The sequence below is a fragment of the Rufibacter sp. DG15C genome, assembly GCF_001577755.1.
In the GTDB taxonomy this organism is placed as follows: domain Bacteria; phylum Bacteroidota; class Bacteroidia; order Cytophagales; family Hymenobacteraceae; genus Nibribacter.
Window position 1 is genome coordinate 402,675 of sequence record NZ_CP010776.1, and the last position, 21,035, is coordinate 423,709.

Below are 21,035 nucleotides of genomic sequence, written 5' to 3' on the forward strand. Positions count from 1 at the left end.
AGCATAAAAAAAGCCTGCCAGAAAAATCTGGCAGGCTTTTACTTATGTATATGATTGATTAGTTCTTAATCACGCGGGCTTGGTAGGTCTCAGCACCAGCCTGGATTTTAATTAAATATAAACCAGTGGCAGATTTCTGCAACACGCGGCTTATCTCCTGGCTTAAAGACTGCTCAGTGCCAGTGGTTCTCAACACCACCTGACCATTTGAGGTGTACAGCGTTAAGCTCAACTTAGACTGCTTGGCCACGTTGGCTGGCAATTGAAGCGTTGTCTTACCAACCGTTGGGTTAGGATACACGCCAAAGCTGCGGCTCACTGCATCTCTAATTCCCAGGGTAGTAGTCAACGCAAAACGGGCAGTAACTGGCAAGTGATCTGACGTGTTAGAGATATACCCTGAGACATACGTTCTTGGGTCTTCAATCACGATGGAATTGTCAATGTACTGGCTCACTAACTCATTAGAGATGACAATATGGTCCAAGAAGTTACCACCAGAGGTAGTTGGGTGTGAAACTGCTCCTGCCTGGCTTAACTCATAGGTCAAGGTTTTGTAGCTAGCCACATCAGATACAATTGGGGCAAACGTAGATGGGAAGCTTGCACCTCTGGTAGACTTAGAAACATCATCATTGAAGTCACCTAACAAAATCAGGTTCACATTGCCATAATGGGCTTTCAAAGAATCTGACAATACTTTCACGTCAGACTGTCTGTCTGTGTAGTCACCTGAGGCAGAACCTGCTTTGGTGTGCACGTTTACCACATACACGCGCTCAGTTTTACCAGCCACCACTACGTCAAAGATACCCATGTACGGTAAACGTCCAGAAGACCAGAAACCAGCGTCAATTCCAGTAGTGGTGCTACCTGCTACGGTTTCTCTGTACATTTTCTCAAACATCACTCTAAAACCTACCGGCGTCACCGTGGCTGTGTTGTACACAAATCCAACCTTCTGAGCCGGGAAAGGCTCTGTGCTGCTAGATTGTCTAATAGAGAAGGAATATACCGGAGAAATGTTTTTAGCGTAACCCGGCATAGCGGCCACCACTTTGGCTAGCTCTGGCTCATCTACAACTTCTTGTACGGCAAAAATATCTGACTTAATAGTCTGCATCACTCTAGTGGCATTGGTCACTTGCAACTCATCATTGGTTGGACCATACTCAAAGCCCGTATTATCCTTGATGTCTGTGGCGAAGAATTCCATATTGAAGGTAGTCACCTCAAACGTCTCAGACTTAAAGTAAGAGCTTCCTTCTACTGAGATCGTTTTCACGTCAAGTCCAGTAGCAGTAATGGCCACTTGACCTTTTTGAGAAATCACTTTGGTGGTTGGAGCGTAGGCCACAAAAATAGCTTGGCCATTGGCAGCATCTGCGGCGGCAATTTCTACGCTTTGGGCAAAAGTGCCAGTAGCAGAGGTTGCTACTTTAAAGCCAGCCGGAGCAGTTACCGTCACATTGCCATAACCCACTGCTTTGAAAGTAAAGTTCTGCGGCGTAGAAGTAGCATTAGGGGCAACTTCACCAAAAGAGAACATGGCTGTTGGAATCTGATGGTAAGATGCCGCATCTTCTACCTTAAAGTTATCTACGGTCCAACGTGAAGCGGCCTCAGTTGTAGACGTGTAAACAAACGCTACATGAACATTGGCATTTTTAGGCAGCAAAATACCTTCTGCCATGGTCCAAACGCTGCTGTTTGAAGCTGGGAAAACATTAGGGATCTCTGTCCAGGTAGCGTCATTTGGGTTGCCGGTGCCTGTGTAGTTGGTAGAGTACATCAGTTTTAACTGGTTGCCTTCAAACGCGGAGATAGAAGCAAACGACAATACCGGGAAGTTGGTAAAGCTGGCCAAGTCCATAGCCGGCGAAATCAACCAGTCTTCATTGGCGTTGTTACCATTGTCAAAACCATTGATTTGAGCAGCCTTGTCAACAGTGGTAGCTGAGCAACCCGTTAAACACGTCTGCCCGAAGTTAGTGCTGGCCCAAACTTGAGCACCTGTCACACTATATTGGCTCCAACCGCTTTTGGTCAAGAAGGCAGCATCATTAAAGTTCTGTACATATGGATTATAGGCAGTACCTGTTAACGCAACCGTTACCTCTTGCGCACCTGTGGCATTGTGTGTGATAGAACCTGTAGCTGCACCAGCAACCGTAGGCGCAAAACGCACGAATACTTTTTCACCAGCGGTGATTTCTGCTGGCGTAAAGGTTAACGCAGTAGTTCCAAAGGTTCCTAGTTCTGCTTGTGCTCTTTTAGCAATCTGGAAAGGACCAGTCACGGCCACTGTTACATTGCCAGTTAAATCTGAGGCAGAAAACTCATAAGACTGAGCCGCTGAAAATTTATTTATGGCGGTTATACCAAACGTCACAGTAGAAACAGCAGTGGTAATAACTGGAGTGGCTACAGAAGCAGTAGCAAAGTTCCAGGTAGTGTTGTCTGTGATACCAGCAAAAGCATTGCCAGCCAAATCAGTCACAGAACCGGCGGCAATCTGAATAGCGTAGTTCTTACCTGGTACCAAAGCCGTTGCACTTGTTAACGTCACAGTTGAACCTGTGGCGCTTGCTATCAATGCTGAGTTGGTACCATCTGATAGGTTGTTCAGGGTGAAAGTACCTGTAGTACCCAATTTCACCGCCTCATTAAACGTAACAGTTAAATCAGTGGCAGTAGCCACACCTGTAGCATTGTCTGCTGGCATGAAAGGCGTTGTACCTAAGGTTGGGGCAGTTACATCAGCTGCTGCTCCACCTAATAATGTTACAGTCAGGTCATCAATGGCATACATACCATCGTTACCCCCGTCATTAGTATCTTTCCATCTCAGATATATTACTGCATCTGGAGCTAAGCTCACATTGATCGTACCAGAAAAGTTAGATTTATTTGCAGCCAAATTGCCATCAACTGCCGCAGCCGCAGTAGTTGATGTTAATTTTTCAACTAAATCTAAGGCTGTAACTGTAGTCCAAGTACCTGTTGTTAAGCTTGTGGCATCTGTACTGTACTCAAATACTATCCTCTCAGTAATATCATTTGCTGAAGCACTTCTCCATTGCTCCATCACTGCCTCTACATTAAGACCTGTTTTTGTGGCACCTGATGTATTTTTAAAGGAAACTCCAAAAGCAGGGACTGTAGTACCTGATGCTAATATACCCAATGCCCGTTCATTACTACCTGTAGAACCAACACTATATACAGCACCAGAACTGCTATTTCCATCATTTACAGAAGGAGTAAGGGCTTGGTTAGCAGTACCCGACCCAGCTAATCTCACCGCCTCCCAGCCTGTAGGAAGTGCAGTTGTCATCCCTTCAAAATTCTGAGTGTAACCTGTGGCTGGTAAATTGATTTGCCCCAATGCATCATCCCCACTTCCAAGCCAGAGGCCAGCTACCAGAAGCAGACTAATTTTTTGTAAATGTTTAATCATAAAGTTAAGATTTGAAAGTAGGTTTAGTAAGAAGGCCACAAGACCCTCAATCGCCTTATTTACAGCCGAATGAGGATTTGCTCATGATAAACAAAAGTAGCCATTTGGTTTGGACTCCATGTTATGATTGGGTTATTTTTTTATTCGTTTCAAACTCTTACTTCCGTTCAAAAACTGCTTGATAGGATGCAACAAATCAACTTAAGTTAAGCCAATAATTACAAGCTAAATAAGTACTCGTTTTGCATGAAAATAAATTTTTAAAATAGTTTATAACTATTTGATTTTCAATTATTTACAACGTATAAAAACCAACTCAAAATGCAACTCACACTCCGTCATTTGTGTTGATAAAACATGAAGAAAGTAGTAGACGAGAACGTGATTCCGCTCTTCCAGGAAGAGCAAAAGCAAGACGAGGGAGCCTGGCGGAAATCCATTCCGGCGCAGGTCTTTCTCAACTATTTTTTTGCCATTAACTACCATATCCACCATAGCTCAGAGGAGTCAGGCGTCAAGCACTTGGCGTTCTTCAGGGCGCATACTGCAGACTTGACAGAGACTGACCAACAGGCGCTTGTCAAGATTCTGCACAACTGCTGGAGCACCGAGTACGCCTTGCGCGCTACCGCCGAGTTAGGTGATGAAACGTATTTGCGCAACGCCTTGCACTGGACGTTTCCGCAGGCGTATTATTCTGTGTTTGCTGGCTTGCAGGCATTCCTGTATACGCTGGGCATTAAGACCAACCATGATGCGGTCTTGCGCAGAGAAGTGGGCAGATTAGTGGTGAAGAATGCCTACCCAAGAGCGGTCGGTTTTTATGCCGCTGGGGCGTATAATGACTTTAGCGTGCATAGACTGCCGTTGGCCGGTTACAAGCCTGGCTTGCAGATTGCGGGCAAGGAGATTGAAGCGCAGGCCCAGATTGGTCAGTTTCTGCGTACCACCCGAAAATTGGTGGCCACTAACATTCGCGCCAAGGTGCAGGCCAATCCGGCTACGGCCATAAAGAGCGCGAAGACTGGTCAGGTGTTGGATAAATGGAACGCACAGCACTGGCAGCAAATTACCTGGCGCATGGGCTACACCACGCTGTTTGATTTGTTGAGCCGCTTGCGTATTTCGTCTAGCCAAAAAGAGATTGACCGTTTTATAGAGGCCGCCATTGACTTCAAACTCTTCCATGAGTCTTTGTTGTCTATTGTGAGCTACCTCAACGGCGTGCATGAAAGCTACGTGGCCAAGGCGCTGGGCATAGAGGCCTACCAGAAACTGGTAGCTGAGCTACCCGAACACTTGCGCAACAGCTTTGTAGAAGACAGATTCAGGACGCAGGTACAACCCCTGTTTAATGAGGATACTTCTTCCCCAATGGCAGTGGCGGCATAAGTCTAAGCTGCCTTAGTTGGTAGAGGGTATACATTCAGAGGCCGATTTTAAGCTGTTTTCCAGGAAACAGTCCAAAATCGGCCTCTGTCTTTTCATTATATTTACTGCGAAGCTAGACTTCCAATCTGCACCTGGCTGGCACCGGCTTCCTCTAGGGCTTTTATCATACAATCTTTAATTTGGTTAAGGCGGTTTTCATGGCCTTCAAACAAGGCAATGACCTCGGCAGACACTGAGTTGGGATCTGCTTCGGCCTGCATGTTGCCGGCCTGCTCAATGGTAAAGCACATGGCTCTTATCTTTTCGCCCCTCATCTTTACCTGGCCGGGTTTGAATTTGATAAGGTCCTGCAGCAGGTAATCCTTCACAAACACTTGTTCTTCAATGTCAGTATCGGCTAGACGTAGCACTTCTTGGTAACTGCGTTCGTGCAAAAATTCCTGCAAGGTAGGTTGTAAAGCGGTGCGTACTTCGAGGTCACTAATCTGGTGTGCGTAGATTAATATGTTGAATAGCCACCGTAAGGTGCCGTCATTCTCTTCAAAAATCAAGGTCAATTCACATTTCATAGTGCAGATAGATTGTGTATTGCCTCTCTAACGTGATTTGGCCCTGAAGGATTGGCAAAACCCCAACAAGCCTTGTTTTTATTATAAAATCTGAAATGCAAACTAAGCTTTGAAAACAAGGTTTTTGGCCTGTTTTCCAGAAATGAAGCCAAAAACGACCTACATCTTTATGAGATAGCCATTTTAAAATTATAATGCGCAGAGGCTGCCCTCCTTTTCTAAAAGGATTCTGTTTAGGTCTGCGAATAATTTCCGAAATTCGCGGGTTCAATTATAGAATCCACTGAATTAGACGTTTCCATGCAATTAAGCGAACAGGAACTACGCCGGCGCCATGAGCGCGAAGAGCTCCAGAAGATGGGCATCAACCCCTACCCTTCAGAACTTTTTGAAGTCAATGCCTCGGCCAAGGATATAAAAGAGAAGTACAACCCAGAGGAGAACAACTTCCAGGAGGTAACGCTGGCCGGCCGCCTCATGAGTCGCCGCGTGATGGGCAAGGCGTCCTTCGCCGAACTCATGGACAGCTCGGGCCGCATCCAGATCTACGTGTCCAGAGATGACATAGCGCCGGGCGAGAACAAGGACCTGTACAACACGGTGTTCAAGAAGATGCTGGATATTGGGGACTTTATAGGCATCAAGGGCTACGTATTCAAGACCCAGGTAGGCGAGACATCTGTGCACGTAACCGAACTAACCTTGCTGGCCAAGTCTTTGAAGCCCTTGCCAATTGTAAAGCGCGAGGTAGACGAGAACGGCGTAGAGCATGTGTATGACGCCTTCTCTGACCCAGAACTGCGTTACCGTCAGCGCTACGTGGACTTGGTGGTGAACCCGCATGTGAAAGAGGCCTTCATCAAGCGTACTAAGCTGGTGAACACCATGCGCGAGTATTTGAACGAGCGCGGTTACCTAGAGGTGGAGACGCCTATCCTTCAGCCTTTGTACGGGGGTGCCGCGGCCCGTCCGTTCAAGACGCACCACAACACGCTGGATATGACGCTGTATCTGCGTATTGCCAATGAGCTGTACCTAAAGCGTCTGATTGTGGGTGGCTTTGACGGCGTGTACGAGTTCTCCAAAGACTTCCGGAACGAAGGCATGAGCCGTTTCCATAACCCAGAGTTCACCCAGGTGGAACTGTACGTAGCCTACAAAGACTACTACTGGATGATGGACCTGGTAGAAGAGATGGTAGAAAAGGTAGCCCTTGCGCTGCATGGCACCACTGAGGTACAAGTAGGTGAGAACATCATCAACTTCGCGCGCCCTTGGAAGCGTTTCACCATGTTTGAGGCCATTGAGCACTTCACCAAGATTGACATCTCTGAGATGGACGAGCCGCAGCTGCGTGAAACCGCGGCCAGCCTGGGCATCAAGTTGGATCCGAACATCGGCAAAGGGAAAATCATTGATGAGATCTTCGGGGAGAAATGCGAGGCGCAGCTGATCCAGCCTACGTTTATCACGGATTATCCAGTAGAGATGAGCCCGCTGGCCAAGAAGCACCGCACCAAAGAAGGTCTGGTAGAGCGTTTTGAGGCCATTTGCAACGGCAAGGAAATCTGCAACGCCTTCTCTGAGCTCAACGACCCGATTGACCAGCGCGCCCGCTTTGAGGAGCAACTGGAACTGGGTAAGCGTGGAGACACCGAGGCGATGGTCTTGGACGAGGACTTCTTACGTGCTTTGGAGTATGGCATGCCACCAACCGCCGGTCTAGGCATTGGCATTGACCGCCTGAGCATGATCATGACCAACTCGCATTCCATCCAGGACGTGCTGTTCTTCCCGCAAATGAAGCCAGAGCGCCAGGACTAGTCAATGTGCAAATAAGTTTAAGGGGCTGATGCGCTATTTCTCATCAGCTTTAAACAACAGAAAGGCCGCTCTTGAAAAAGGGCGGCCTTTCTGTTGTTGGCTTGTTTTCTGGGATTCAGCCCAAAAACGAAAACCCTATACATGCAAAAAGCCTTCCCCGTCTGGGAAGGCTTTCCATATTGATTAAATAACGTAAGGCTACTTTTGGATGTGACTTTCGTCTTGTTCCCTGAACGCTTCTTGTATCCCTTAAAAAAATAATTCCTAAATCGGATTCAAACTTCTAAGTTTCAACAAAAAGTGACTTGCTCAGTTCTACTTCATCGCTTTCGCTTTTTATTTATTTAATCAATCATATCTACCTTCTTTAACGGCTTTACAGACCCTGAGGTTACAAAACCGCTAAAAAATTTAAGACTAGGAAGCAGTATTGGCGCCGCCGCCCATGGTCTTGGCACCCTTGCCTGGCGCTTTTGCACCAGATGGAGTAGCCTCGCCGGCTGCCTCAATATTGCCGCCGGTTGGGTTGTTAGCCAAGTGAGACGTGGCATTGGTGTTAGAGCCAGTGTTGGTCACACCCGCATCACCAGAACCGCCTTTCACTTTGTTCAACAAAGACCCAGCGCTTGTGCTTACGCTAGAGCTTAAAGTCTGCAATTGCTCCATGCCAGCCTGTAGTTTTGACTCCAGGTCTTTGCTTAGCTTAGAAGCAGACTTCTTTAGGTTACCACGAGTGGCTTCGCCAGTTTCTGGGGCCATTAAGATACCAGCAATTACGCCAGCGCTAGCACCAGCCAACATAGCCAGAAGGATTTTTCCGTTATTGTCTTTTTTCATGAGTTCTATTTTTTACTTGATGTTTAGATAAAACCAACAGCACCCAAAAGCACTGTTTCAAGCTTAACGGGAATACCCAAATTTGGTTATATAGGTTATTCCCTTTGTTTAAATGACTTAGGCTTGGTCAGCAGTCTTGCCGGTGTTGGCATCTGCGCCCACAGACATAGAGTTATCTGCGCCGCCGCCGTTCAACATGCTAGCAAGACCAGAGAATTTCTCCATATAGGTTGCCACTTGGCCATTGAAATTGTCAGCTACTTGGCTAGCCATTTTCATAAAGCCTTCTCTTGAGTCTTTACCAGTGCCAGGAGCCATCAATAAACCGGCAATCACACCAGCCGCCGCACCTGCCGCAGCAGCAATCAGAATTTTTGAGCTATCGTTTTTCATAGTATATAGAAAGATGTATTGTGACTGTTTTTAAGATTGAGGCTTCTTTACGCCAAAACGAGTAAGTGGTTGACCTTGATATAATCAGCCATAAATATATTATAACTTATATATTTAGTCCTGTACGTATTTATACAAAGCCGGGTTAACGTTTTTGGCCTCTTTTCTGGAAATTAAGCTAAAAACGGTTATTTAGCGGTTGGTAGCTACGGTTACCCGAATACGGCGTATAAAGCCATCATAAACCTACCCTATGAAGAAGAGCATTTTGTATCTATTCCCGCTGGCGGCGCTCTTACTCACGCAGGCCTGCCAGCAAACCCCAGACAGCACCTGCATTGACCCCACCAAAATACGCACAGACATGGCCTGCACCATGCAGTATGATCCGGTCTGCGGCTGTGACGGCAAAACCTACGGCAACGCCTGCACCGCTACCAACGCGGGTGTCACCTCATTCACCAAAGGCGAATGCGCCACTAAAGGCAACGCCCAATAAACTGTTATGAAAGACAAGAACTACGTGTTGCAAACCGCTCCCTTTAGAGTGCCCACCAATGACGGCAAACTGATAGAGGAGCATTTTGGTCTGGCCAGCACCAAGACGAGTGCCTTTAGCGTGGCGCACATGATTGCCCCGCCGCATTGGAGTGAGCCGCACCAAACCCCAGCTTTTGACGAAGTCACCATTGTCCTGCGCGGCAAAAAGCAGATTGAGATTGACGGCGAGGTGGTAGAACTAACTGCCGGACAAACGCTTCTCATCAAGGCTGGTGCCCGCATCCGGTACGCCAACCCCTATGACGAGGAATGTGAGTACTGGTCTGTTTGTGTGCCAGCCTTTGATATTAGCACGGTAAACCGCGAGGATTAAAACTTCGCATAAGTAGCTGTAAAGATTCTTGAGGTTCGTTTTTGCCCTATTTCCCAGAAAACAGCCTAAAAACAGAAAGGCCGCTCTTGAAAAAGAGCGGCCTTTCTGTTTTATAATGGAGAGGATATTTTCACATCTCCTCCTTTTCAAATCTTCAAATTAAGAGTTCTGCTCTTGTGAGGCGGCTTTGGCCTCCATCATGCCCACCACGTCTTCAGAGATACCCATGCTAGAGAATCCGCCGTCGTGCATTAGGTTTTGCATGGTCACCAGTTTGGTGAAGTCTGAGAACAGAGACACGCAGTAGCTGGCGCAATCCTCGGCAGAGGCGTTACCCAGCGGCGACATCTTGTCTGCATAGTCAAAGAACGCATCAAACCCACCTACGCCTGTGCCAGCCGTCGTTTTAGTGGGCGACTGAGAGATAGTGTTCACGCGCACTTTCTTCAATTTACCAAAGCGGTGTCCATAGCTACGGGCAATAGACTCCAGCATGGCTTTGGCTTGGGCCATATCTGTGTAGTCTGGGAATACACGCTGAGCAGCAATGTAACTCAATGCCACAATAGAACCCCATTCGTTCATGGCGTCCAGCTTCTCGGCTACGTGCATCACCTTATGGAAAGACAAGGCAGACACGTCAATGCTCTTCATGAACCAGTCATAGTTGAGGTCGCCGTACGGACGGTTCTTTCTGATGTTCGGGCTCATGCCAATGGAGTGCAGCACGAAGTCAATCTTACCGCCTAAAATCTCTTGCGCCTGCGTGAACAGGTTGGTCAAGTCTTCTACTGAGGTAGCATCTGCCGGTACAATCTGAGAACCAGTGGCCTCGGCTAGTTTATTGATTTCGCCCATGCGCATGGCCAGCGGCGCGTTTGACAAGACAAACTGTGCACCTTCTTCATGCGCCAGTTGCGCCACTTTCCAAGCAATTGATTTCTCATCCAGCGCCCCGAAAATGATTCCGCGCTTTCCTTTCAGTAAGTTGTATGCCATAAACGTGTTAATTATTCTGAGTTGAAGAGCCCTCTTACCGAAGGCTGTGGCAAATATGAAAAAAAAACCGGCAGCTTCCGCACCGGTTTTCTATTTTCTAGGCTATCTGGGTCTAAGATTAACTAGCCGCGCTAATGGCCAACAGTTCTTTGGCACTTTGGAAAGCGTTCTCTGAAGGGTTGGCCCCTGAAATCATCTGGGCAATCTCCTTCACGCGCTCCTCATGCGTCAGCTGCCTGATGCGAGAGATAGTCCGGTCGGCGCGGTCTTCTTTGTAGACAAAGTAGTGCGTGTCTCCCTGCGCGGCCATCTGCGGTAAGTGCGAAATACAAATCAACTGGTGCTTGTGTGACATCTGCTGCATCATGCGGCCCACTTTCACGGCAATCTCCCCCGAGATACCCGTGTCAATCTCGTCAAAGATAATGGTGGGCAACGCGGTTTTATCAGCGAGCAGGTACTTCACGCAGAGCATCAAGCGGGAGAACTCACCACCCGAGGCGGCTTTGCTCAAGGTCTGCGGCGCGGCGCCTTTGTTGGCGCTGAACAAGATGTTGACCACATCAATACCCGTCGGGCTTGGCGCGGAAGTTTTATGTTCCACCACTACCCGAGCGTTCGGCATGCCTAATTCAAACAGCAGTGTGTGCAACTCGTTTTGGAAAGTGTCAAATACGCCGGTTCTGCTCTGTGATAAAGCTTGGGCGCGCGCTTCTACTTCGGCTAGGGCTTCTTCTAAGGCTTTTCTGGTTTTGGAGATGGCGGCATCCAAGTTATGAACGCTTCCAACTTTAGTCTCCAAATCTGCCTGAATAGTCAGAATTTCCTCAATGGTTTTAACCTGGTGCTTGCGCTGGAGAGTATAAATCAAGTCCAGACGCTCCTGCAATTGCTCGGCGCGCTGTGGGTCTGCCTCGGTTTTGCGTTCGGCATCTTCCAGTTCTCCAGAGATGTCTACCAGTTCAATCAAGCAGCTGTCTAAGCGCTCTTTCAAGGTCTGGAAGTTCTCGCCATACTCGGTTACCTGGCCTAAGAGATGACTAGCATCCTTCAAGGCGATAGATGCGTTGAATTCAGACTCAGAAAGGTATTGCAGGGCTTGGGTCAGCTTCAGTTTGATCTCTTCGGCGTGCTCCAGTTGCTTGAGCTCTACCTCATGGCTTTCCTGCTCATCAGCTACCAGATTGGCTTCTGCCAGTTCATTGAGCAAGTAGGTGTTGTAGTCTAGCTCTTTCTCAGACTGCGCCAGCTGGGCTTCCAAGTCTTTGAACTCGCGCTCTAGTTTGCGGTAGTTTCTATAAGCAGAGCCATAGTCATTGCGCAGGTCCTCGTTCTGGGCATACAAATCCAGGATGTTCAACTGATAGGCTGGGTCCCCCAGCAAGAGCGTGTCATGCTGGGAATGGATGTCCATGAGCTGTTCGCCAATCTTGCGGATGGTCTCCAGGGTCACGGGCGTGTCATTCACAAAAGCCCGGGACTTGCCCGATGGGCTAATCTCCCGGCGCAGGATACTTACCGGCTCAAAGTCCAGGTCTTCTTCTTCAAAGAAGGGTTCCAGCTTGTATTCAGAGATATTGAAAGAGCCTTCAATCACGCACTTCTCATCCTGGTTGAACAGCAGTTTGGAGTCGGCGCGGTTGCCTAATAGCAAACCAATGGCTCCCAACATGATGGATTTACCAGCACCGGTCTCACCGGTGATGATGTTCAAGAGCGGCGAAGGCTGGAGTTCCAGCTTTTCAATGAGGGCGTAATTCTTTATCTTAAGATCTACCAGCATAAGGAAGATGTACCGTGGTCAAGAATGAATGTTGATTGGGGTGATGGATTTTTCCAGACTGCTAATTTACCTAGCATTTTGCTAATCTAAAAGGAATAGTCCGTCTGGTTTCAAGAGTTTTGCTAATACTCAGACACCAAATCCAGCACTACCTCCTCTACGTCCAGCAAGGGCAAATGGTGAACGTGATGACGGCCATCTTGTAGAAAAAGAACCCCCTCCTCCATACGCTGCAACCTGCCCGTCAGCACCTGACCCTGCCGGAGAATCACTTGAAGGGTATGCCCCAACAACAGGGGCATTTCTTGTTCAATATCTTTCTGAAAGAAAAATCTACGCTGACGCTTACCCATGTCTGTTTTTGAGTTGTTTTACCGAAAATAGGCTAAAAACGGAATTATCGCTTTAACAGGCCGTCATACTTAGGCCGGTTGGTGGGGTCAATTTGCGTGAGCAAATCATAGGCCTGCTGCTTCTGGGCGGGGGTAGCAGAATTGAAAGCGCTGGCCAGCTCCGTAGACTTGGCCTCAAAGAAAGACCGAATGGCCGCCGCGCCAGGACGTAACTGCCCCACACGCTGAATGCCACGCAAGGCCTCCAGAATATTCTGTCTGGCCTTTTCTGGATCTGATGCCATCAAGTCCAGGCCTTGGCGGTGGTAGATGTACAAAGCCGCCCTGAAAGGCTCAAACTGCGGGTCTTGCAAGTTGTTCAAGAGCCAATAGCGGTTGCGGGTATCATCTGTAGACGTCCAGCCACCCATGCCGCCGCCAGAAGAGTTGACCAAGTTGAGAATGTTGTTGGCCTCTGTTAAGGCACCTGCTCCGCCCAACCGGGCAAACGAGTCATTGTCCATGCCTATAATGGTGTAGGCATAGAAAGAAAGCAAGGCCGTTAAAGGTGAGGTGTACGTGTTGGGAGCGTATTGCAGGGGCTGTGCCTGGGTGTACTCAAACACAAACTTGGTATCTACAAAGGACAGGACCGTGGTTTCATAACCGGTGCCGTATGTGGGACGGCTGGAGATTATCTGGGCGTTGGCCTCAAAAAACCCGATGCGCGGCATAGCCCGCAAAGTGATGAACAGCTTACAACGGATGCGCTCGTCGTTCTGGTATGTGTCATTGGTCCAGCGGGTGTTGTTCATGACCTCAGAGATGGCGTTCTGCATCTCCTGGAAAACCTGCCGGTCGGTGGCCTGGATCTGGTCACTGTTCACCACTACCTCACAGCGTAATTCCTGCGCCATTCCCGCTACAGGGAACAACAGGCAAAGCACTCCAATCCAGAATGATGTTAAACGCATGCCATTTCCGCTTTTATTGATGCTAATATGTCTTGGGCTACTTCTTCCTTGCTTTTAAGCTCGTAGGTTTCTACGGCCTCTGGCTTGACAATGGTGATTTTGTTGGTGTCATGCTTAAAACCGGCACCCGGGTCTTTCAAGGAATTTAAGACCACCATGTTTAGGTTCTTCTTGGCCAATTTGAGACGGGCGTTTTGCAACTCATCATTGGTTTCTAGCGCGAAGCCCACGGTAAATTGGTCTGCCCGTTTCTGCTTACCCAAGGTAGCCGCTATGTCAACGCTTTTAACCAACTCAATGGTAAACGTATCTTCATTTTTTTTGATTTTGGAACCTGCTACTTCCCTAGGCCGATAATCTGCCACCGCCGCCGAGAAAACCCAGATATCCGATTGTTCAGCGTGTTGCTGACAGGCTTCAAACATCTGATCGGCGGTCATGACGTTGGTCACGTGCACCAAGGGATGCTCTAGCGTCAAGGCCGTCGGTCCTGAGATTAGCTGCACTTCGGCGCCCTGTTCGGCAAAACAACGTGCCAGGGCAAAGCCCATCTTGCCCGTGGAGTGGTTGCCAATAAAGCGCACCGGGTCAATGGGCTCATAGGTGGGGCCCGCCGTAATCATGACTTTCTTGCCGCTAAACAAACTCACGGGGCGTAAAGTGTTGGGTTAAAACGTCCAGGATTTCCTCGGGCTCAGCTAACCTTCCCTGCCCTACCAAGCCACTGGCCAGTTCACCGTAACCGGCTTCAATGATGTGGTTGCCATAAGAGCGTAGCAGCCTGAAATTCTCCTGGGTGGCCGGATGCTGGTACATGTCCAAGTCCATAGCCGGGGCCATAAACACCGGGCAGCGCGCCGACAAATAGGTAGCCGACAAAAGGTTGTCACAGAGGCCGCGCGCAAACTTGGCCACCGAGTTGGCACTGGCGGGCGCTACCACAAAGGCGTCTGCCCAGAGGCCCAGTTCCACGTGGTTATGCCATAAACCAGAACCGTCTGCCTTAATGAACTCAGAAAGCACTGGCCGCTTAGAAAGCGTAGCCAGCGTGACAGGGGTTATAAAAGCAGAAGCAGAAGTAGTCATGATGACCTGTACTTCTGCTTCTGCTTTTATCAGTAAGCGTATGAGAGACGCCGCTTTATAGGCTGCAATACTCCCACAAACCCCCAAAAGAATTTTCTTATGCCGAAGCATCTAGAGCGGGCTCTTAAAGCGCTGAAGAAGTTTCAGTCTCTTCGTCGGCGAAGCGGTAATACACTTTGCCTTCAATGAATTCTTCAATGGCCATGTTGGTTGGCTTAGGCATGCGCTCATAGTATTTAGAGATCTCAATCTGCTCACGGTTCTCAAATACTTCTTCCAGGTTGTCTACCGTGGTGGCAAACTCGGCTAGCTTAGAGTTCAACTCCTCCTTTACTTTTACCGCAATCTGGTTGGCACGCTTAGAGATGATAGAGATAGACTGATACACGTTGCCAGTTTCATTGGCAAGGTCAGAAATATTACGCGTTACAATGGATGCAGGAACTTGTGCCATATATCTAGAATATAAGTAATTACAAAAATTAATTATTGTTTGGTGGTGGCTGTCGCAGAAGCCGCCTCTGCCGTAGTAAGCTTTTCCAGCGCCTTGCGGGCGTTGTCATAGAAGCCTTCAGCAGTACGTAAATATTTACTGTTAGGGTAAGTATCTACAAAGTTCTGGTAAAACGCAACTACCTCTTGGTAACGTTCCTTTTGTTTGCTCTCAATACTTTGCTCTGCGTAGCTGTACTGAGCATCTATCCTTAAAGCCGCTGCTTCTTCTGAGAACTTAGAAGAAGGATAATCTCTCCTGAAGTTACCCAAAGCAATAACCGCCGACTGGAAATACCGCAGGTTGTAGTACAGCTTGGCGTTGTCAAAGGCCTTATACTCCACTTTAGAAGAAAGCTCTGTGTAAAGTTTGTTGGCCTCCTCCTTAAAGGTGCTGTTTGGGTAGCGGCGCAAGAAATCTTGAATGGCCGTTAACGCCTTGGCAGTGTTAGACTGGTCCAAATCCTCATTAGGCGACTCATTGGCCAAAGAACGCACGTTCATAAACGCGGCCTCCTCCACTAACTGGCTTTTAGGGAACGTAGATCCAAACTGAATGAAATGGAAGGAACTCTCTAAGTACAGTTGCTGGTGGTACTTGGTGTAGGCGTACAAGAAATTGGCTTTCTCATACTCAGAGCGGCCTTTTAACAAAGGCAACAGTTCGCCTAAAAGCACCCCGGCCTTCTCATATTCCTTCTCTTCGTAGTACTTGAGCGCGCCTGCGTAGCGTTTGTCCACGTCATCGCTCTTCATCAATTTCTGGAAATTACTACAAGAGCTCAACAGCACGGCTGCCAGCAAAATGGTCAAAAAAGGGAAAAGGCGTTGGGTCATAAGCGCGCAAAAATAACTAAAATCTTTTATATCCAATAGAACGTCTTGCCTAAGGCTTTCAGTATTTAGCCGTTTAGCCTATTATTCGTCCAGCAGGGGCTTTTTTACGCTTGGGGGTTGGCGTGCTCTTTTTGGGTTTGGCAGCCGGTTTTGGTTTAGCCGGCGCGCGTTTGGCCAGAACCTTGGCGCGGGTAGGCTTCTCTTTCTCTAACCAGACAAATCCAATCAGACGTTTATCCGGCTCCGCTAACTCATGCGGCGGAATCAGTTTGGCTTCTGGATCTGTGATGAAGGTGATAGACTCTACCTGCCCATTCTGGAACATCATGCGCATGTCACTGCACACGGCGCGGTTCATGCCGGTCAACAAGGTATCTCCCTGCAGTGCAAAGTAAATACTCTCCCCGTTCCCGTTCACGTCTATGCGGCGCAGCTTGCCATCCAAGAAATGACCCAGCATCTTGCGGCCCTTCACCTGGTTGTAATTGTCCAATGTGTCTTGAGAAATAGCAAAGGCATTCCCGAAGAGCCTCATTTGGTGCAACGTGTTGTTGGCTAGTTGTAACTCCACACTATCTGCCGTCAACTGGCTTTTATTAGCCCACAACTTGGGATTACCACTCATGTAAATGGTAGAATCGTTGAGGTTGTATGTCACAGAATCACTCAAGCCCTGCAAATCTGATTTGAAGATGCGCACTCCGTAATAGGCGTACAGAATGCCTTTCTTGGTCTTGTCCTTCACGTTCTCCACCGAGTACAGCGTATCTGCCGACAGGTACATGGTGTCCTGCTTCATGATGTTGCGCATCACTGGAGAGCCGTAAATCTTGGACCTTCCCTGCGCGCGCCAGTATTTGGCCACCTCGCCGGTAATGACGGTATTGTTCTTGAACGAGGTCATGGATACTTTCTGGGTAGCCGTGAAATACTCGCGTTGCTTATCGTAGGTTAAAATCTCGCCTTTGATTAAATATTCAGGCGTCTTGATGCTGGCCCCTCCCCTGAAATTAGACTCGCGGGTCACAGTATTATAGGTACCGCGGGTGGCGTACAGCGTTCCGTCCGGAGATTTAACCGTGGTGGGCCCGAAGAACTCCACAATCTTCGAGACGGTGTTGTAGCTCATGGTGTCACTCTGCACCTCAGAGCCTTTGGTCACCAGCACAATGTTACGTTTGAAGGAAAGGGTTTTACTCTCGGTCTGATAGGCGCCAATGGCACTTTTGATGGTATAATCCACGCCCACAATATTACCAGTCTCTGTATAATAAGCACGCTTGGCGTCCAGGTTGTAATCTAAGGAAGGCGTGGTTAGGGTCATTTCCTGGTCCTGTAAAACTACGCCGCCACGCATGTTGGCAATGCGCTTGGTGCCGTCATAGCTAGCCGTGGCACTGGTGGCGTTCATGTTCTCCTGCACAATGCGCACGTTACTGAACACCTCCAAGCGGTTGGCGTCGTCCTCATACTGGTAGGCTGAGTCGGCGGTGAGGGTGGTGGTGCCTTGTTTCATGACCACGTTGCCCAGCAGACGGCGCACGTCCTGCCCATTGTACTTGCCCTTTTGGAGCGTATTAGCCGACACCTGCACGGGTTGTCCGCCCTGCGCGAAGGCACCCACCACAGTTATCAGGGAAATTAGCGAAGCAAAAACTACCTTTGTGAACGTCATCAATGAATTCTAATTCAAGCAAAATTACTAAGAACAGCCGTATAAATCGTTTTTGTGATAGAAAAAGGTACAGAACCGCTACAAGCTTAGCTTTTTAAAGGCTTTTGCCAAGTGGTTTTAAGGAGACTCCTTCCTGCCAGTTTCTATTTCTCCAGCATTTATCTGCCGTGTCTCCACTTTATACTTTCTTTTACGGATGCTTCCAAAAGTTATACAATACATCACAGACCACCAGCTGGCCACCGAAGGCACCAAGATTCTAGTAGCTGTGAGCGGCGGGCTGGACTCCGTGGTGCTGGCAGATTTACTGCATCGCGCCAAATACAATATTGCCATTCTGCACTGCAACTTCGGGCTGCGCGGCGAGGAGTCTGACGCCGATGAATTGTTTGTACGCAAACTGGCTAAATCCTACGAGGCGCCATTCTACAGCGAGCAGTTCCAGACCGAGGCGTTTGCCGAGCAGGAAGGCGTTTCCATCCAGATGGCGGCCCGTACCCTGCGTTACACGTGGTTTGAGCAGATGCGCCAGCAGCTGGGCTATGATGTCATTGCCACCGCCCATCACCAGGCAGACGCCCTGGAGACCGTCTTAATGAACCTAGTTCGTGGTACTGGCTTAGCCGGCTTGCACGGCATCTTGCCAAAAAACGGCCACATCATTCGTCCCCTGCTAGGCTTCCCAAAAGATGATTTATACGACTGGCTGGTGGCCAAGCGCCTAGCCTGGCGCGAAGACTCCTCCAATGAAAGCCTTAAATACTCCCGCAACCTCTTGCGCCATGAGGTAATCCCAGTACTCAAGCAACTCAATCCCAATTTAGACGAGACCTTCAGCCAAACCTTGGAACGCCTGCAAGGTGCCGAGAAAGTGTTTTTGGCCTCTTTTCTGGAAATGAAGGCAAAAACGCAACGTGAGGAGAACGGCGCCACCTACCTGCGTATTGCCCCGCTGCAGGAAAGCCCCGCCCCAGCCGTGCTCCTGCATGAATTCCTGAAGCCCTTCCACTTCTCCTATGCCCAGACGCAGGAGATTGTCGGCGCGTTTGAGGCCCAGGCCGGCAAGACCTTTACGTCACCGTCGCACACACTTGTGAAAGACCGCGAGGACCTGGTCATCACCGCCAAGAACCTGGCCCATTACGGTAGCATCACCATCCCAGAGGAGACTACCAACATCAGTTTCGGGCCGTACACCGCGCATTTCACCCGCAAGCCCAAGCCCGAGGACTACAGAATTCCCAAAGGCAAAGACCACACCGCCCTGGATGCGGCTCTCCTTAAATTCCCGCTAAAACTGCGCGTTTGGAAACAAGGCGATTGGTTTATTCCACTGGGCATGAACGGCAAGAAGAAAGTAAGCGACCTGCTCATTGATAAGAAAGTGCCTGCCAACCTTAAGCAGGATGTATGGGTATTGGTGTCAGACGCCTCGCTTACTTGGGTCATTGGCCAACAGCTGGACAACCGCTTCAAGGTCACCGCAGACACGCAGGAAGTGCTGGAGATTAAGATTACCAGAAATTGATTGTTGATTGTCAATGACAGTAAAAGAAAAATGTCTGAAGAGGAAATTATCCTTCTAGCTACGCAAGAACTCCAGAACCCGACGCTTGGGGTGACAGAGCAGTATTTGGAAATCCATCAACCCGTAACTATTGAAGGCAAAATAAGAATTGACAGAGTAGACGCAGAAGGTGCATCTGGCTTGGCTATTGTTTATATACCAGTGGATGGAGAATACTTTCATTTCGCGGTTAATGTAGACCTTAAGGAAAAATGCGTGACTAATGTAGAAATGGAATCTTTTAACCGTGTTCGTTTCAAAGCAACCTCTGAACAATTCACGCTTGATGAGTTAAAAGCATTCACAACTTTGTCCCCAACGCAGGGATGGAGCAAAGGTGATTTAAGCAAGTCTGGAAATGTACCCTATAAATTCAGTTCTATTGAGTTCATGCCCAACCCTGAGCCAGACGAATTTGAAGATAAACTTAGAAACCTTCTTGACTTTCTAGAGCAAGACAAAGACGGTGTCGGTGCCTTGGTTGAAAGAGCCAATGGCTGGATATCAGTTGCAATGGATTTTCACAATGGGAATGGCATGCTGGGTGGAATGAACATTGATAGCACAAGCATTAAGAGAATGGAAATGCTAAATCTCTCTATAGATTTTGATCTTTATGCTAGTGGAAATGCCTTTAAAGAATAAATAGTCGTTTTCAGCCTTTTTCCCAGAAAACAGCCCAAAAACGACAACCAACAATTAGCAATCAACAATTAACAATCAATTCCTTGCCTACCTAACGGACATTTGTTTAATTTTACCCACATTATAAGTATAACCGTCTAACCAAACATAAATAGAATGAAAGTAACCGTTGTTGGAGCTGGTAACGTGGGCGCTACGTGCGCAGACGTATTGGCTTACCGCGAAATCGCCAATGAAGTAGTGTTAGTGGATATCAAAGAAGGTTTTGCCGAAGGCAAGGCGCTGGATATCTGGCAGAAGTCCCCTATCAACCTGTATGACACCCGCACCGTGGGCGTTACCAATGACTACACCCGCACGGCCAATTCAGACGTGGTGGTGATTACTTCAGGTTTGCCCCGCAAGCCCGGCATGACCCGTGACGACTTGATCAGCACCAACGCGGGCATCGTACGTTCTGTAACCGAAAACATCATCAAGCACTCGCCAGAGGCTATCATCATTGTGGTGTCTAACCCACTAGACGTGATGACCTACGCGGCGCACTTGACTTCTAAACTGCCTCGCACCAAAGTGATGGGTATGGCCGGTATCCTGGATACGGCTCGTTACCGTGCTTTCTTAGCCGAAGAATTGAACGTGTCTCCAAAAGACATCCAAGCGGTGTTGATGGGTGGCCACGGTGATACCATGGTTCCACTTCCAAGATACACCACGGTTGGTGGCATCCCGGTAACCGAACTGATTGACCCAGCTAAACTAGACGCCATTGTAGACCGCACCAAGAACGGTGGTGGCGAGTTGGTGAAACTGATGGGTACGTCTGCCTGGTACGCACCAGGTTCTGCCGCTGCCCAGATGGTAGAAGCCATTGTACGTGACCAGAAGCGCGTATTCCCGGTTTGTATTAAACTAGAAGGCGAATACGGCATCACCGGCACGTATTTAGGTGTACCAGTAATCTTAGGCAAGAACGGCGTAGAGAAGGTGATTGAGCTTCAGTTGAACGAAGAAGAAATGGCCTTGTTGAAAGCCTCTGAGAAAGCCGTACGCGAGGTGATGGACGTTCTGGACAACATGCCAGTTAACGCATAAGCATCCACATCTTAATCATATTGAAAAGCCCGACCCATAAGGTCGGGCTTTTTGTTTGCGCCGTTTTCAGTCTATATCCTGGAAAACAGGCTAAAAACGAGGTGCAAGTAATGGCTAAAGGTCTGCACATTGACCCGTGTCAAACCCGTCCAAATCCTTTGAAAGGCCTCTAACTTTTTGTATATTACTGACATAAACTTG

21 protein-coding genes are annotated in these 21,035 nt (G+C 48.5%); 8 read left to right on the forward strand and 13 right to left on the reverse strand.

Translation table 11 applies throughout. The annotated features are described in order from the left end of the window. Window positions 1-58 precede the first annotated feature (58 nt). On the reverse strand, window positions 59-2,725 hold the full coding sequence (locus tag TH61_RS01755) for an Ig-like domain-containing protein (RefSeq protein ID WP_197464079.1): 2,667 nt from the start codon (window positions 2,723-2,725) through the stop codon (window positions 59-61). Here TH61_RS01755 and TH61_RS18200 point away from each other — a divergent pair. Together TH61_RS18200 and TH61_RS01760 are read left to right on the forward strand one after the other, a co-directional pair. Then, window positions 2,724-3,353, forward strand: coding sequence for a hypothetical protein (locus TH61_RS18200; RefSeq protein WP_197464080.1), 630 nt, complete (start codon window positions 2,724-2,726; stop codon window positions 3,351-3,353). The two genes, TH61_RS01755 and TH61_RS18200, sit on opposite strands and share 2 nt — an antisense overlap. Before the next feature lie 464 nt (window positions 3,354-3,817). Further along, window positions 3,818-4,852 carry a hypothetical protein gene (locus TH61_RS01760; protein ID WP_066505075.1) on the forward strand — a complete coding sequence of 345 codons (1,035 nt, stop codon included), beginning with the start codon at window positions 3,818-3,820 and terminating at the stop codon, window positions 4,850-4,852. A 101-nt stretch (window positions 4,853-4,953) separates the two neighbouring features. Here the strand turns inward: TH61_RS01760 and TH61_RS01765 are convergent, their stop codons facing one another. Further along, complete coding sequence (locus tag TH61_RS01765) at window positions 4,954-5,421, reverse strand: hypothetical protein (RefSeq protein WP_066505077.1); 468 nt, start codon at window positions 5,419-5,421, stop codon at window positions 4,954-4,956. A gap of 300 nt (window positions 5,422-5,721) precedes the next feature. On the opposite strand from TH61_RS01765, the gene lysS reads away from it, so the two are divergent. Then, entirely contained in the window at window positions 5,722-7,245 is a 1,524-nt protein-coding gene (gene lysS / locus TH61_RS01770; protein WP_066505080.1) for a lysine--tRNA ligase, read from the forward strand. 417 nt (window positions 7,246-7,662) lie between these two features. On the opposite strand, the gene TH61_RS01775 is transcribed toward lysS, so the two are convergent. Further along, on the reverse strand, window positions 7,663-8,082 hold the full coding sequence (locus TH61_RS01775) for a YtxH domain-containing protein (protein ID WP_066505082.1): 420 nt from the start codon (window positions 8,080-8,082) through the stop codon (window positions 7,663-7,665). A gap of 117 nt (window positions 8,083-8,199) precedes the next feature. After that, window positions 8,200-8,475: a YtxH domain-containing protein gene (locus tag TH61_RS01780; RefSeq protein WP_066505084.1), complete on the reverse strand. Its 276-nt coding sequence runs from the start codon at window positions 8,473-8,475 to the stop codon at window positions 8,200-8,202. A 253-nt stretch (window positions 8,476-8,728) separates the two neighbouring features. On the opposite strand from TH61_RS01780, the gene TH61_RS01785 reads away from it, so the two are divergent. Continuing rightward, the gene (locus TH61_RS01785; protein ID WP_066505087.1) at window positions 8,729-8,974 is read left to right on the forward strand and encodes a kazal domain protein; all 246 of its coding nucleotides are present in this window, start codon (window positions 8,729-8,731) and stop codon (window positions 8,972-8,974) included. 6 nt (window positions 8,975-8,980) lie between these two features. Beyond that, entirely contained in the window at window positions 8,981-9,349 is a 369-nt protein-coding gene (locus TH61_RS01790) for a cupin domain-containing protein (RefSeq protein WP_066505090.1), read from the forward strand. A 159-nt stretch (window positions 9,350-9,508) separates the two neighbouring features. On the opposite strand, the gene TH61_RS01795 is transcribed toward TH61_RS01790, so the two are convergent. The 9 genes from TH61_RS01795 to TH61_RS01830 form a co-directional block, all read right to left on the reverse strand. Then, window positions 9,509-10,348 (reverse strand): enoyl-ACP reductase, encoded by an 840-nt coding sequence (locus TH61_RS01795; RefSeq protein ID WP_066505093.1) that lies wholly within the window; start codon window positions 10,346-10,348, stop codon window positions 9,509-9,511. Between the two features lie 118 nt (window positions 10,349-10,466). After that, a complete protein-coding gene (recN, locus tag TH61_RS01800; protein ID WP_066505097.1) occupies window positions 10,467-12,131 on the reverse strand; it encodes a DNA repair protein RecN in 1,665 nt (554 codons plus the stop codon). 122 nt (window positions 12,132-12,253) lie between these two features. Next, on the reverse strand, window positions 12,254-12,484 hold the full coding sequence (locus TH61_RS01805; protein ID WP_066505100.1) for a hypothetical protein: 231 nt from the start codon (window positions 12,482-12,484) through the stop codon (window positions 12,254-12,256). Window positions 12,485-12,528: 44 nt separating this feature from the next. Then, window positions 12,529-13,437 (reverse strand): DUF4835 family protein, encoded by a 909-nt coding sequence (locus TH61_RS01810; protein ID WP_071887753.1) that lies wholly within the window; start codon window positions 13,435-13,437, stop codon window positions 12,529-12,531. Continuing rightward, a complete protein-coding gene (coaBC, locus tag TH61_RS18465; RefSeq protein ID WP_369796916.1) occupies window positions 13,428-14,087 on the reverse strand; it encodes a bifunctional phosphopantothenoylcysteine decarboxylase/phosphopantothenate--cysteine ligase CoaBC in 660 nt (219 codons plus the stop codon). Before coaBC ends, TH61_RS01810 begins: the two co-directional genes overlap by 10 nt. Beyond that, complete coding sequence (locus tag TH61_RS18470; RefSeq protein WP_197464081.1) at window positions 14,074-14,634, reverse strand: flavoprotein; 561 nt, start codon at window positions 14,632-14,634, stop codon at window positions 14,074-14,076. Before TH61_RS18470 ends, coaBC begins: the two co-directional genes overlap by 14 nt. A 13-nt stretch (window positions 14,635-14,647) precedes the next feature. Next, window positions 14,648-14,977 (reverse strand): DNA-directed RNA polymerase subunit omega, encoded by a 330-nt coding sequence (locus TH61_RS01820; protein WP_066505104.1) that lies wholly within the window; start codon window positions 14,975-14,977, stop codon window positions 14,648-14,650. A gap of 32 nt (window positions 14,978-15,009) precedes the next feature. After that, entirely contained in the window at window positions 15,010-15,852 is an 843-nt protein-coding gene (locus TH61_RS01825) for an outer membrane protein assembly factor BamD (RefSeq protein WP_066505107.1), read from the reverse strand. A gap of 73 nt (window positions 15,853-15,925) precedes the next feature. After that, the gene (locus TH61_RS01830) at window positions 15,926-17,527 is read right to left on the reverse strand and encodes an OstA-like protein (protein WP_066505109.1); all 1,602 of its coding nucleotides are present in this window, start codon (window positions 17,525-17,527) and stop codon (window positions 15,926-15,928) included. Between the two features lie 196 nt (window positions 17,528-17,723). Here TH61_RS01830 and tilS point away from each other — a divergent pair, with 196 nt between their 5' ends. The 3 genes from tilS (at window position 17,724) to mdh (ending at window position 20,834) form a co-directional block, all read left to right on the forward strand. Next, entirely contained in the window at window positions 17,724-19,055 is a 1,332-nt protein-coding gene (gene tilS / locus TH61_RS01835) for a tRNA lysidine(34) synthetase TilS (protein WP_066505111.1), read from the forward strand. Window positions 19,056-19,085: 30 nt separating this feature from the next. Next, on the forward strand, window positions 19,086-19,739 hold the full coding sequence (locus TH61_RS01840) for a DUF4279 domain-containing protein (RefSeq protein WP_066505120.1): 654 nt from the start codon (window positions 19,086-19,088) through the stop codon (window positions 19,737-19,739). 156 nt (window positions 19,740-19,895) lie between these two features. After that, window positions 19,896-20,834, forward strand: coding sequence for a malate dehydrogenase (gene mdh, locus TH61_RS01845; RefSeq protein ID WP_066505121.1), 939 nt, complete (start codon window positions 19,896-19,898; stop codon window positions 20,832-20,834). Window positions 20,835-21,035: the final 201 nt, after the last annotated feature.